Here is a 12,972-nt window from a genome sequence, read left to right on the forward strand (position 1 = left end):
GAGTCAGAGAACCGTCCCCTGACTCATCTTCCCCTGACTCATGCCCGGCGGAGTTTTTTCTTTTTCAGTACTTTGAGGCGGAAGAAATCTTCCCTTTCCTTTTCCTCCAGCACCTCGGAGATCATTTTCACCAGAGCTTCGTATTTTGGTATCTGGATATTCTGGAGGGCGTTGGCCCTCTTCTGGGTCCTCTTAATCTCCATGGCCAGCTTATATACCGAATCTTCCACTTCCGCCAGCTCATAAAGCAGGTATTTTACCTGGTGAAATTTCTGCAGGGCCACATCCAGGGCGGTATTGGTGTGATAAAAGCTGTAGTAATGTTCAAGGTCATGCTTTTCATATTTTATCTTCGGTATCTCCACCCCCATGACACTGTGGGTAAGCACTGTAAATTCGGTAGCCCGGGGTATGGACTTGGCCACCTCATGGACCTCATTTATTCCCAGGGTGATGTTGGCCATGGTCAGGGCTTCATAGGCATCTTTGAAAATCTCCCGCATCTTCTGCTGCATCTCTTTGGCCCTATCCATAAGCCCCATCATTTCTCTTATCAGCACGTTTCTTTTTTTATCCAGCAGTTCATACCCTTTTTTGGAGAAGTCCAGGGCTGCCTGGGCTGCCATTAAATTGGCCTTGGTGGGAGCAATGTTTTCCTGCATCAAAAATCACTTCCTCAAGTATTTTTTCACAAGGGAAGGATCTATTCTGGTGAGTTCCTGTTCGGGCAAGATTGTAAGCAGTTCCCACATCAGGTCCAGAGTGGTGTTTATATCCCGGTTTTCTTCGAAGTCCTGTTTTGCAAAACGCTCCTCAAACTGCCGCCCGAATTCCATATATTTTTTATCTGTCTCCGAAAGCTCATCTTCCCCTATGACCTGAGCCAGAGCTCTGATCTCCTGGACCCTGGAGTAGGCCGAGAAAACCTGGTTTGCCACGTCGGGATGGTCTTCCCTGGTGTATTCTTTGCCTATGCCGTCTTTCATCAATCGCGACAGGGATGGGAGAACGTTGATAGGAGGATATATTCCCATCTGGTATAAAGACCTGTTTAAAACTATCTGTCCTTCAGTTATATATCCGGTAAGATCCGGCACCGGATGGGTGATATCATCATTTGGCATGGTGAGTATGGGTATCTGGGTGATGCTTCCTTTGGAACCCTTCAACATGCCCGCCCTCTCATATAGGCTGGCGAGATCCGAGTAGAGGTATCCCGGATATCCCTTCCTGGAGGGCACTTCTTCCCGGGCGGAGGAAATCTCTCTCAATGCCTCGCAGTAGCTGGTTATGTCAGTCATTATCACCAGCACTTGCATATCGCATTCAAAAGCCAGATACTCTGCCGCCGTCAGAGCACACCTGGGTGTTATAATCCTCTCCACCACCGGGTCATCGGCAAGGTTTAAAAACATTACTACTCTATCCATGACTCCTGCTTCTTCAAAGACTTTCCTAAAAAAGTCGGCCTCATCGTGCTTTATACCCATGGCTGCAAAAACCACCGCAAATTTTCCGGCTTCTTCATCGGAAATCCTGGCCTGCCTCACGATCTGGGCTGCCAGCTGGTTGTGGGGAAGGCCGTCTCCAGAGAATATGGGAAGTTTCTGGCCTCTTATCAGGGTTATAAGGCCATCTATAGAAGAAATTCCGGTTTGAATGTAGTTTCTGGGATAAAGCCTTGCCACAGGATTCATGGGCCTGCCGTTTATGTTATAGGTATTGTTGGAATATATCTCTCCGGCGCCGTCGATAGGCATGGCAGTACCGTTAAAAACCCTACCGAGAATCTCTCTGGAAAGGGGGATCTCCATGGGCTTGCCGGTAAAGCTCACGCTCACATCATTTAAAGAAATGCCCGATGTCCCTTGAAACACCTGGATTATGACCCTGTCCCTGTCAATCTGGACCACTTTCCCCATCCTGTACTCCCCGCCGGTCATCTCTATGTCCACTATTTCGTCGTAGACCGCATCCTTGACTTCATTCATGACTACAAGGGGACCTTCAGCCTTATCCAGTTTCAGATATTTAACCTTCATCTGCCGCACCTTCTTTGTACATGCTCTCCAGGCTGTCATAGTATCGATCTATCCTGTCGCAAAGCTCCTGGAAGAGCTCGGGTTTTTCATCGGAAGCGTTGTATTTCATCATTATTATATCGGAAAAGAGGGCTTCATCCTTGATTTTTGAGAGGGGGATACCCCTTCTCACGCAGGAATATGCTCTGTCGTAAAGCCTATCGATGACCTTAAGCATGCTGTACTGGCGGGAAAGAGGCACATAGGAGTCCTGCGGATGGTAGGCGTTTTGCTGTAGATATCCCATCTTTATGATGCGGGCTATTTCCAGTATGACCCTCTGGTCGTCGGGTAGCACATCCTCGCCCACCAGTTTTACTATGTCCATGAGCTTGTTTTCTTCCTGCAGTATCTTCAGCATTTTGGATCTCAGCGCCATAATGTCGGAGGCAATATTTTGCCTGAACCAGTCTCCCAGCATGGGAACATAGCCGCTGTAAGATGAAAGCCAGTTTATGGAAGGGAAGTGCCTGGCATGAGCCAGCTCCCTGTCCAGGGCCAGAAAAGCTCCTACAATCCTTTTTGTGGACTGGGTTACAGGTTCCGAGAAGTCCCCGCCTGCAGGGGAAACAGCACCAATTACAGTGATGGAACCCTCGGTGCCGTTCAGGTTCCTGACATAGCCGGCCCTCTCGTAAAATGCCGCCAGTCTTGACGCCAGGTATGCGGGATAGCCTTCTTCGGCGGGCATCTCCTCCAGCCTGCCGGCAATTTCTCTGAGGGCTTCGGCCCATCTCGAGGTAGAGTCGGCCATGATGGCTACATTGTACCCCATGTCTCTGAAGTATTCGGCTATGGTGATGCCGGTATATATGGAGGCCTCCCTGGCCGCCACCGGCATGTTGGAGGTGTTGGCTATGAGTACCGTCCTGTCCATCAGGGGGTTGCCGGTCCTGGGGTCTTTCAGCTTGGGAAAGTCCTCCAGAACTTCGGTCATCTCATTGCCTCGCTCACCGCAGCCTATATACACAATAATGTCGGCATCGCTCCACTTGGCCAGCTGGTGCTGGGTTATAGTCTTTCCGGTGCCAAAGCCGCCGGGAATGGCAGCGGTGCCGCCCTTGGCCAGGGGAAAAAAGGTATCGATGACCCTCTGCCCGGTCACCAGCAGTTTTTCTATGGGCATCCTCTGAGCCACCGGTCTTGGCTGCCTTACGGGCCATTCCTGGTACATCTTAAGCTCATGTTGTATTCCATCCTTTTCCAATACTGCAAGGGTATCATGAATAGTATAAGAACCGCTTTTTACAACACTTACTACTCTGCCTTTTATCCCTGGAGGAACCATGACTTTGTGTACCACCATGGAGGTCTCCTGCACTTTTGCAAAAACATCGCCAGGATTAAGAATATCCCCCTGTTTTGCCAGAATCTCCACATCCCATAGCTTCCTGTCGTCTATGGAAATCAGGCCGATGCCTTCGGGAATGTATTTGAATCCTGAATCATATATTTTTGAAAGCGGCCTTTCAATGCCGTCAAAGATATTGCCTATAATTCCGGGACCCAGCTTGACCGAAAGGGGCCTTCCGGTGCCGATGACCTTTTCCCCCATCCTGAGGCCCGATGTTTCTTCGTATACCTGGATAGTGCCCCGGTCCTTTTCCAGGGAAATAACCTCGCCTATAAGCTTTTTTTCCCCTACCATCACCATTTCCCGCACCATGAAATCTTCCATCTTATCAGCTTTTACCACAGGACCGTTGATATATATGATATTACCCTGACTTGCCATTCTAACACCCCTCGCTAAGCCTTGAAGATAGGATTTCTCCCACCAGCTTGCGGCTTTCTTCTATGGTGGTGTTCACGGTGAAATCTATCTCCAGCCTGCCGTCGCCGCTTTTTGCAAAAACCCCACCTATCATGCTGTCATTGCTCTCTATTTTAAAGGTATTTTCATCCCTGAAAGACTTTATGGTGCTTGAAATAATTTCCCGGTGGTTCTCAAAATCATTCCTGCTGAAGATGTAATTCACAAAACTATCACCTGAAAACCTGACACTAACTTTTTTTATGGCTTCCTTTAAAAATTCTACGTATTCTGCCGTGTTCGTAAAAGCCCTGGCCCTTTCCTTGACTTCATCCATGATCCTTTCGGTAAATTCATGCCTCTTTTTCAGTACCGCCAGGTGCATGGTAGATTTTGCCTTGGAAATCATCTGCTGTTTTTTTATCTCGGCATCTTTTGCAGCATCATTCACCGCAGCCCTTTTTCTTTCTTCGTAATCCTTAATAATATCGGACTTCCGGGCTTCATAATAGTCCACAAGCTTTTTTTGTTTTTCCTGGAAATCATGTTCTATTCTCTCTATGAGCACCTTCGTGAAAAGGGAAATCTTGTCTTCAATAGTGGTGGACATGCTATTCACCTCAAATCTTAAGTCCTATGGATTCCCTTATATACCGGGTTAAAAAGTCGGGGGGCCGCCTTGAACCGTGCCTGTCAGGAATCTCGATTATTATAGGAAGGCTGCTGGAAAGTTTCATCTCATCCAGTTCCTGCTGCACCTTTTCCGCCAGCAGTTCGGTTATGAGCAAAATGCCTATATCCCGGCTTTCCTTTACTTTTTTTAATTCATTTAATACCTCTTCCCTGGTATGGACCACGACACCTTCCACCCCCGTCAGCCTCATGCCGGTCAGGGTATGGGTATTGTCGCTTATAAGAAAGACGTTCATACAAATCCCTCTACAGTCTGCCCAGGATCATTATGGAAACAATCAGCCCATAGATGGCTATACCTTCGGCCAGTCCCACGAATATAAGGGTTTTGCCAAGGATATTCGGGTCTTCGGACACCGCTCCCAATGCCGAAGAACCTACGGCGCCCACTGCGTAACCGGCGCCGATGGTGGCCAGACCCGTGGCAAGAGCTGCCGCAATAAATCCCATTCCTGACGCTGGATTTGCCGAAGATGCAGCGCTGGCAATGCCCGGCACCAGGAAGAACAGGAAAGCTGCCACCAGCACAGCATAAGATATTACACTGAACCTGACAAGTTTTTTAACCTTTCTGGCTTTTGCCTCATCTTTCATCAAGTATATATACAATCCTGCTGCCACGGTCAATCCCGATATGGCCATGGCTATAAACAATACTGCATACATGTTTATGACCCCCATTCAAAATTAATTATAAAGTGGCGAAAATATGCATCCCGATTTCCCGGGAAATTCTCCTGTTATGAAAGAAGCCAGGCCTCCCGGTGGCGGGTGTAATGCCCTTCAACTTTGCCGGCAGGTATTCCACGCCATCTCCCCGGAAATACTTGGTGAAGAGCTCGTAATATTCAAGCCTCAAGGCCTGGATGAACACTATCAGGCCTTCCAGACCGATAATTATAACGTTTCCTATCACCAGTACGGCTATATCTTCCCATGCGGCTCCCATCATGTCTCCCATGGTGGCGAAGGCTATATAGAGCCCTACATGGTTTAGAGCAAAAGCTCCCACCCTTATGAAGGATATGGTGTTGGACATCATGGAAAGTAGAGTCTCTATCACCCCAAAGCCCTCTTCGATATAGTAATCGGCGGGAGATTCCCTGTAAAGCTTATCCGCGTGGGTGAGTCTGCTCGCCAGGGGCTGTTTGAACACCATTAAGAGCAGAAGGCCTGCCATGGCGTAAACCAGTGCCGGCGAAATGCCGCTGTTAGTAAGGGCGGTATGTGAAACAGCGTACAGCAGTATCAGGTAAAAGGCAAGCCCCGCCGCACCATTTCTACCGAAAAGTCCTTCTTCCACATTCCTTTCCATACCGGAATTCATTATGTTGTATATATAACCGCCGATGATAAGGACAATACCGAAAACGACTGCTGCCACCAGCATGTAATTGATATTGGCCATGGGTCTTATGATGAGCGGCGGTATGATTTCCTCGGAACCGAAAACACTGCCGTAAATAAAACCGAAAATAGTGGAGGAGAGACCTATCCTGCTCAGCACGCCCCCCATGCTGGTCCTTTTCATGAAAAATTCCAGGACCAGGCCGGACAAAAGCAGTATAAGCCCCTGACCCACATCGCCAAACATAGCGCCGAAGAGCAGCATGTATGTCAGGCCGAAAAAGACCGTGGGGTCTTTCTCATTGTAAGCCGGGGTACCGTACATTTTCACCAGAGTTTCAAAAGGCCTGAAAAGTTTCGCGTTGCTGAGCTTTGTGGGCGGAGTTATACCCGGTCCGCTGTTGTTTATATCATCTACCAGAACAATTACATCTTCCTTAAATTGACTCTCCAGCTCACCTTTAAGATCTGACACACTGCTCACAGGCACAAAGCCAAACATGAAAAACAGCTTGTCACCCACGGCAAGATCAGATTTAAGTTCCTCGACCTTTTTCTCCATCTCAAGCCTGGAAAAGCCCTTTTCGAATTCCTTGGCGTATTTTATCCTGTAGTCTTCCAGGGATCTTTTGAGGGAGTCAATGACTTTCTGGTCTTCGTCTATGCTGTTTGTCAGGTCTTCCATCACCTTTGCGGCAGTCCCCGAATACCCGGTGGGCATTGCAAGAAGGGTGTGGTTTAATGAGCTAAAAATCTTTTCTACGGTTTCCTCCAGGCTTACCGGAGTTATGGAAGCCACTACGACATATTTGCCTTCCACCGCCACCTTTATAACCACCGCAGGTATGTTTTCGTAGTTCTTCTTGAGCTTGTCGTAATTTTCCCTGGATATCTTCAAAAGTCTGAAAGCCAGGTATTTCATATCGGTGAGGCGGCCTATGTCAAAACTATACTTCGTCAGGTATTTGAGGCTGTCGATGTACTCTCTTTTTTTCTCGATAGAACGCATTCTTTCATTTATTTCATCGTCAGTGGAATGCACTTTTTCATAGATATCTAAAAGCTGCTTCATAAAATCATCATAATCATAGTCCTGCCCGAGGTGTTCCAACCTTACCTGGGGCTTCAAGCCGAAAAGCTTTAGTAATGATGTTACCACCTCCTCATCATGCGAAAAATCCCTCTTTGAAGAATAGGGTTTGAGGAAAGGCAGTTCTTCCAGGGCCTCAATGTTTTTTTCGCTGGGGGGCAGGAAAAAATCGCTGGAATTCACCCTCACCAGGGCATTTATCATGTGCATGCTCCCGTTCAAAACCACCAGGCGGAGTACCCGGCTTAAAAGAGCATTTTTGCCTATAACCCCCACGATTTTCATCTTTTCTACTCCCATGAAAATCACCTCCTCGAACTTATGAAGCTTTTACAAGAAATTTCCTGGTCTCCTCCGGCGGCAATTCATACCTTATGCTTTCTATAATTGAAATGATATCTCTTATTTCAAATTCAAGAGACCACACATATCCGATGGTCTGTATGATACTCATGGGATATTTACGGGTCAGAGCCTTTAGTTTATAATATATATACCTGTTTATGCGCCTTTCCATGTATATATCCCTTGATATTTCTTCCTTTTTAAATAAAAAACCGTACCCGGAATCCATTGTCATCCGGTAGAGCTCATCAAGGTTTTTTGCATAGCACATGGCCTTTCTATCGGTAAAAGTCAGTTTGTCCCCGAAATTCATGGTATAGTTTAAAAGCTCTTCAGGTGACAGTCTGTAGAATTTCTTTCCCCGGTATATCCATTGAATATTGTAAAGATCGGCCACCATGCCTTCCCATTTTTTGAGCACTTCTCTGTCTTTTGCGGATATCTTTTGCCTCCTGTTTTGAATGATACTGAAATACCCCATGTCTAAAGCCATCTCGAATCTGAAGAGGTTTTCCCTTTTGCCGTCCAGCAGAGGTTTTAAAACTTCAAAGAACTCGGAGCCGTCCAGGGAATATATCAAGTTCTTGATGGTCGTAGATTTAAAAAGTTTTTCGGCCTCTGCTCGGCTGTACTTGCCTAAAAAAGTGAGGGGCTTTTCCATAGTTTCAGGTTTTTTACCGTTAAATATGGCCCGGGCTAAACTTTTCAAATCCTCTATCTCATACTTTATATAAAGGGAACGGACAAAGTCCCTGTAATCATCCCGGAAATAGTGCATCAATCTATCCATGTTTTTTATCATGTTGCGTTTCAGGATGTCTTCCAGGTCTCTTCTGCTGATATTATCGATGCGGATATCTCCAAGCAGCTTGCCGTAAGAAGTGTAATCTTTTAGATAGCGGGTCACATCGGCCACAGACTTCTTCTGCAGCATGTTCATGTAGTCTTCACGCTTTAAAAAATCTCCTTCCATTGCCCTTATCTTGGTATTTACGGCAGCATAAACGGTTACCTTATCCATGATTCTCCCTCTTGACATCAAAAATACGCTTTAGTATTTCATCGGTCATGTCTTTCCGGGACTTTTCAAACTCCCGCTCCATGTTCTCCAGGATTTCCCCGGTCTTTAAGTTTAGTTTCTCAACTTCCTGCTGCCCTTCCTGCAGTATTTTTTGTGCAATTTCTCTGGTTTCATCTTCTATCCTGCGTGTAAAATCCCTGATCATTTTCTGCTCTTCTTCTTTATACCGGCGCTCGATGTCTGCCAGTTGCTTTTCCCTTCCGGTACTTATCTCCGCAGCCCTGGCGTCAAGTTCCATGAGCCTTGCTATGGCCTGCTCTTCCAAAATATCACCTTCTTTGAGGTTTTGACGGCCGCTTCAACGGCCTTATGAGGCTTCGGGGTTTTAATTCCCCCTAAAGAGTTAAAAACCTGCCCGCAGGGGGACAGGCTGAAAAAATGAAATTTAATTCGCTTTTTCGAACTTATTCTTAAGTATATTACTGTTATGTTACAAAGGCAATTTTTATAAAAGTATAAATACAATAAAATAATGGCAAATAGCAGTAATATGGCATTTTGGCATACATATTCTTGAAAATCATTTCAATTGCTGTTAAATCCTAAATGGCATACAATATACATTATTTTTTAAAAAATTCTTTATAAAAATAAGCTGTTGAATAAAATTCAACAGCCCTGTCAACTACTCATTATGCGATTTTTTTCATACCCCGCGTGTTTTCGGCGGCATTTTAACATCCTGCAGACCCTTCCCGAAGCTGGCTTCCATTGCAGCGGCTATGGCTCCCTCCACAAAAGGCGCATCCGCGATAGCCGCCCTGGATCTCGTTGGCTCTTCAAGAGATTCTATGGCAACTTCGGTGCTCATGATCGAGCTTCCTAAATCCACTATCACAATCACTCCATCGCCCGTATCCGCTTTTCTTATCTTTTCTCCGATCAACACCGGATCGGTGCCCAGGCGGTTGTCACAGGTTCCGGCAGCAATTTCCATGATAACTTTTTCACCGGTCATTTGCTTTATCAATTCCAGAGTCCCTTCAGCAATTTTCGGGGTGTGGGATACCAGGACAATTCCGACCATTTAAACGCCTCCCTCTTAAATCTAACACCCTTTACCGGACATCTCTTTGATCTTTTCAATCGCCGCCTGTAACATCAAATAGCACGATGTGGCTCCGGGGTCCTGATGCCCTATACTCCTTTCTCCCAGGTAACTGGCCCTCCCCTTTTTTGCTATTATGCTTCGGGTGTACTCCACTCCCTCTTTTGCCGCATTAAGCGCTTTGTCCATAGCTGCTTTCTTATCGGTACAATCCTTTTCCTTCCTTAAAATTTCTACAGCGGGTTCCAGTGCGTCAATGATGGTTTTATCCCCCCGCTGCGCCTTTCCCCGATATTTTATGCCTTCCAGGGCCTGGTCCAGGATGGTTACAAAATCTTCAAAATCAAGACTCGACTTGCCCGCCACTGCCTGGCCTGCTTTCATAAAAGCGGTGCCGTATAGCGGCCCCGACGCTCCTCCCACTGTCGATACGAGTGTCATACCAACGGTTTTCAAAATCGTTCCGCAATCATCGATTTTCTGCGAATGTAGCTTTTCAAGAACCGCCGAAAATCCCTTCGACATGTTTATGCCGTGGTCCGCGTCCCCGATGGCCGAATCCAGTTCGGTCAAAAATTCGCGGTTTTCGCTGATTTTCCCCGCCACTGCTTCAAGTATTTTCACAAGTCCCGCTGTGTCTGTTGCCATTTGACAGGTCTCCTTTCGCAATATTGGTTGTGGTGTAAAAAGTCTTTAAAACTGTCTGAAAGCGGGGGTATCCGCCGGTGCATCCAGCAGGTTTTTCAATTCCTCGTCCAGTTTGAGCAGTGTTATCGAGGCGCCCGCCATTTCCAGTGAAGTCATGTATTCGCCGATGTATGTCCTGTGGACTTTAATCCCCTTTTCTTTTAAGATTTTGTTCACTTTATTGTTCATTATGAATTGTTCCATGATGGGAGTGGCTCCAAGGCCGTTTATCATGACCGCCACTTCGTCTCCGGGTTTGTATGGAAGATCTGTCAGTATTTTTGACATCAGGTGTTCCACTATTTCGTCGGCTTTCATGATCTTTGTCCGCATGGTGCCAGGTTCTCCGTGGATTCCCATGCCTATTTCCATTTCGTCTTCAGCTAAAGTAAAGGTGGGCTTTCCCGCAGCGGGCACCACGCACGGGGTCAGGGCCATTCCCATGCTTCTCACATTGGCGATGACCTTTTCTGCCACGGTTTTTACTTCCTCAAGGGTGCCGCCGGCCTGGGCCTTGGCTCCGGCGATCTTGTGCACGAACACGGTGCCCGCTATGCCTCTTCTGCCTGTGGTGTAAGTGCTGTTTTCCACCGCCACGTCGTCATTTACTACAACCTTGGCCACTTTGATGCCTTCCATCTCCGCCATTTCACCGGCCATTTCAAAGTTCATCACATCGCCGGTGTAATTTTTGATTATGAGCAGCACTCCGGCGCCGCCGTCCACCGCCTTAACAGCCTCGAATATCTGGTCCGGAGTAGGAGAGGTGAATACGGCTCCGGCAACGCCGGCATCCAGCATACCTTTGCCCACGAAACCGGCATGGGAAGGTTCATGGCCGCTTCCGCCGCCGGACACAAGGCCGACCTTGCCTTTGATTGGCGCGTCGGCTCTCACAATGACATTAAAACCTTCCAGCTTCCTCACGTATCCGGGAAACGCCGCCACCATCCCCTCAAGCATTTCTTCTACCACATGTTCGGGATTGTTGATGAGTTTTTTCATTTCAAGCCCTCCTTTAAAATAATAGATGTAAAATATATCAAGCAAGAATCGTGCCAGTTAAAAAAGGGCATTATAATGCCCTTTATTATCTATCGGCCTGGTAATTTTTATCAACCTGCGTCATTTGCCACTGCTCTGACTATGTCATAATTCTCATCCATGGCCGGAATAAAGCCGTTTATGATAGATCCGCCCCCGTTCATCTTTTCTTTTTTTGCTCTGTAAGCCATAAATCCGCTCTTCAGGCTGTCCACCACGCTTTTTTTCGATGTCTGGCCTTGCAGCTATACAGTCTTTCGGGATCGGATCGGTTTCGGCAAGAATTTTAAGTTTTTCTACCGCAAGCCCCCGCTTTTTTGCGTCGTCAAGGGCTTCGGAATAAGTAGCTCCCGCATCCACGGTCCCCTGCAGCACCGCTTCCACCACTCTGCTGTGAGTGCCCAGAAAAACTTTCTCCGAAAGGTCTCTATCCGGATCGATCCCCGCCTTTTTTAAAAGCATTCTCGGATACGCGTATCCCGAAGCCGACTTCGGGTCTACGAAGGCCAATTTCTTTCCCTTCAAATCTTTTATGGAAGAAATACCGGAACCCGGAACCGTTATTATATAACCCCTGTAGCTGGCGGCACCGTTCACCACGGGCGTCGCAATGGGAGTTATGTCGGCTTTATATCTGGCGTTGACGTATGCCAGGGGAGAAAACCAGCCCACATCCACTATTCCTTCTATAAGGCAATCGGCCAGAGCATTGTAATCCGCCGCAATCATAACCCTGAAGTTGAATCCAGCCGTCTCCCCCACGGCATTGATGGCCGGCAGGTACATGGCTTTTATTACATCGGGACTTAAAGCGGGATTTATTCCTATAATCAATTCATCCTTTTTTTTGAACTTCAGCGTGGTTTTCTGAAGAGCGTACACATTTTTTACGAGTTTTTCTGCTATGTCGAGCAGCATCCTGTTGTTCTGTTCCTGTTCTTTTATCAATTCCGTTACCTTACGGGTGGAGTCTGAAGTAGCCGCAGTCTCCCGGGCAAGAGAAGAAAAAATCTCGCTCAGGGAGCCCGCCGTCTTAGCCTGTCGGGATATGGATTCGAACAATTTTTCGTTTACACCGGCTATATCTTCGAACACCTTCACCGATTCATCCATGACGTTCCCGCTGAGCTGAGTCTTTTCTCTGACACCTTTCAATCTGGCGGCGCTTTCTCTGGAAATTGAGTGTGCCCGACTAATCCCTTCGTTGATTACGCCTGCGGTCTCCTGAATCTCGTGGGCTCTTGTACTGCTCATTTCCGCCAGCTTCCTTATCTCCGACGCCACTACGCCGAATCCCCTGCCGACCTCTCCCGCTCTTGCCGCCTCAATAGTCGCATTTATCGCCAGAAGATGTGTCTGACGGGCGATGCTCCTCACAAAGGTCACAAATCCTGCAACCTTATCTGTAAGCTCCAGGAGGCCGGCCACATCATTCGAAGATTTGTCCATTTCCTCCGAGACCCTGTCAATCAGGTTCTGAACTTCGGCGATAGCCTGACTTCCCTCCCTTATTTTCCCAAGGCTTTCTCTGGACTTATTCAATACCTCGAGAGCGCTCTCCTTTAGTCCTGAAGCAAATTTGGAAAGTTCCTCCAGGTCCGATGTGCCGGCAGTTAAACTATTACTGTTTTTCTGCGAATTGACGTTTATGCCTTCTATTATCTCTACCAATCTCCTGGATTTTTCAGAGTTCCTGTCGACTATCCAGTTTATTTCATGGGCGTCGTAACCCAGTTTCTCCCCAATAGGAAGTATGTCCTCAATCCCCGATATCCCCAAATCGACCGGCATGATACTACTCCT

Annotated in this window: 13 protein-coding genes; all 13 read right to left on the reverse strand. The window is 47.2% G+C overall.

Annotated features, from left to right (window positions below; translation table 11 throughout):
• Window positions 1-38: 38 nt before the first annotated feature.
• The 13 genes from D2962_RS14715 to phnD all read right to left on the reverse strand — a co-directional run bounded on the left by D2962_RS14715 (window position 39) and on the right by phnD (window position 12,960).
• Window positions 39-662, reverse strand: a complete 624-nt coding sequence (locus tag D2962_RS14715) for a V-type ATP synthase subunit D (RefSeq protein WP_122015421.1) — start codon at window positions 660-662, stop codon at window positions 39-41.
• Between the two features lie 6 nt (window positions 663-668).
• Window positions 669-2,042: a V-type ATP synthase subunit B gene (locus D2962_RS14720; RefSeq protein ID WP_122015422.1), complete on the reverse strand. Its 1,374-nt coding sequence runs from the start codon at window positions 2,040-2,042 to the stop codon at window positions 669-671.
• A complete protein-coding gene (locus tag D2962_RS14725; RefSeq protein WP_122015423.1) occupies window positions 2,032-3,816 on the reverse strand; it encodes a V-type ATP synthase subunit A in 1,785 nt (594 codons plus the stop codon). Before D2962_RS14725 ends, D2962_RS14720 begins: the two co-directional genes overlap by 11 nt.
• Window position 3,817: 1 nt before the next feature.
• Window positions 3,818-4,444, reverse strand: a complete 627-nt coding sequence (locus tag D2962_RS14730) for a V-type ATP synthase subunit E (protein WP_122015424.1) — start codon at window positions 4,442-4,444, stop codon at window positions 3,818-3,820.
• A gap of 10 nt (window positions 4,445-4,454) precedes the next feature.
• Complete coding sequence (locus tag D2962_RS14735; protein ID WP_122015425.1) at window positions 4,455-4,763, reverse strand: V-type ATP synthase subunit F; 309 nt, start codon at window positions 4,761-4,763, stop codon at window positions 4,455-4,457.
• A gap of 10 nt (window positions 4,764-4,773) precedes the next feature.
• Window positions 4,774-5,193: an ATP synthase subunit C gene (locus D2962_RS14740; RefSeq protein ID WP_120767138.1), complete on the reverse strand. Its 420-nt coding sequence runs from the start codon at window positions 5,191-5,193 to the stop codon at window positions 4,774-4,776.
• Between the two features lie 25 nt (window positions 5,194-5,218).
• On the reverse strand, window positions 5,219-7,264 hold the full coding sequence (locus tag D2962_RS14745; protein WP_122015426.1) for a V-type ATP synthase subunit I: 2,046 nt from the start codon (window positions 7,262-7,264) through the stop codon (window positions 5,219-5,221).
• Window positions 7,265-7,283: 19 nt separating this feature from the next.
• The gene (locus tag D2962_RS14750) at window positions 7,284-8,330 is read right to left on the reverse strand and encodes a V-type ATPase subunit (protein ID WP_122015427.1); all 1,047 of its coding nucleotides are present in this window, start codon (window positions 8,328-8,330) and stop codon (window positions 7,284-7,286) included.
• Window positions 8,323-8,655: a hypothetical protein gene (locus D2962_RS14755; RefSeq protein WP_122015428.1), complete on the reverse strand. Its 333-nt coding sequence runs from the start codon at window positions 8,653-8,655 to the stop codon at window positions 8,323-8,325. Before D2962_RS14755 ends, D2962_RS14750 begins: the two co-directional genes overlap by 8 nt.
• A 381-nt stretch (window positions 8,656-9,036) precedes the next feature.
• Window positions 9,037-9,417, reverse strand: coding sequence for a dihydroxyacetone kinase phosphoryl donor subunit DhaM (gene dhaM, locus D2962_RS14760; protein ID WP_122015429.1), 381 nt, complete (start codon window positions 9,415-9,417; stop codon window positions 9,037-9,039).
• Window positions 9,418-9,438: 21 nt separating this feature from the next.
• Window positions 9,439-10,086 carry a dihydroxyacetone kinase subunit DhaL gene (gene dhaL / locus D2962_RS14765; RefSeq protein ID WP_122015430.1) on the reverse strand — a complete coding sequence of 216 codons (648 nt, stop codon included), beginning with the start codon at window positions 10,084-10,086 and terminating at the stop codon, window positions 9,439-9,441.
• A gap of 45 nt (window positions 10,087-10,131) precedes the next feature.
• Window positions 10,132-11,130 carry a dihydroxyacetone kinase subunit DhaK gene (gene dhaK / locus D2962_RS14770; RefSeq protein WP_122015431.1) on the reverse strand — a complete coding sequence of 333 codons (999 nt, stop codon included), beginning with the start codon at window positions 11,128-11,130 and terminating at the stop codon, window positions 10,132-10,134.
• A 153-nt stretch (window positions 11,131-11,283) separates the two neighbouring features.
• The gene (gene phnD / locus D2962_RS14775; protein WP_122015432.1) at window positions 11,284-12,960 is read right to left on the reverse strand and encodes a phosphate/phosphite/phosphonate ABC transporter substrate-binding protein; all 1,677 of its coding nucleotides are present in this window, start codon (window positions 12,958-12,960) and stop codon (window positions 11,284-11,286) included.
• Window positions 12,961-12,972 lie beyond the last annotated feature (12 nt).

Source organism: Biomaibacter acetigenes, from assembly GCF_003691585.1.
Lineage (GTDB): Bacteria > Bacillota > Thermosediminibacteria > Thermosediminibacterales > Tepidanaerobacteraceae > Biomaibacter > Biomaibacter acetigenes.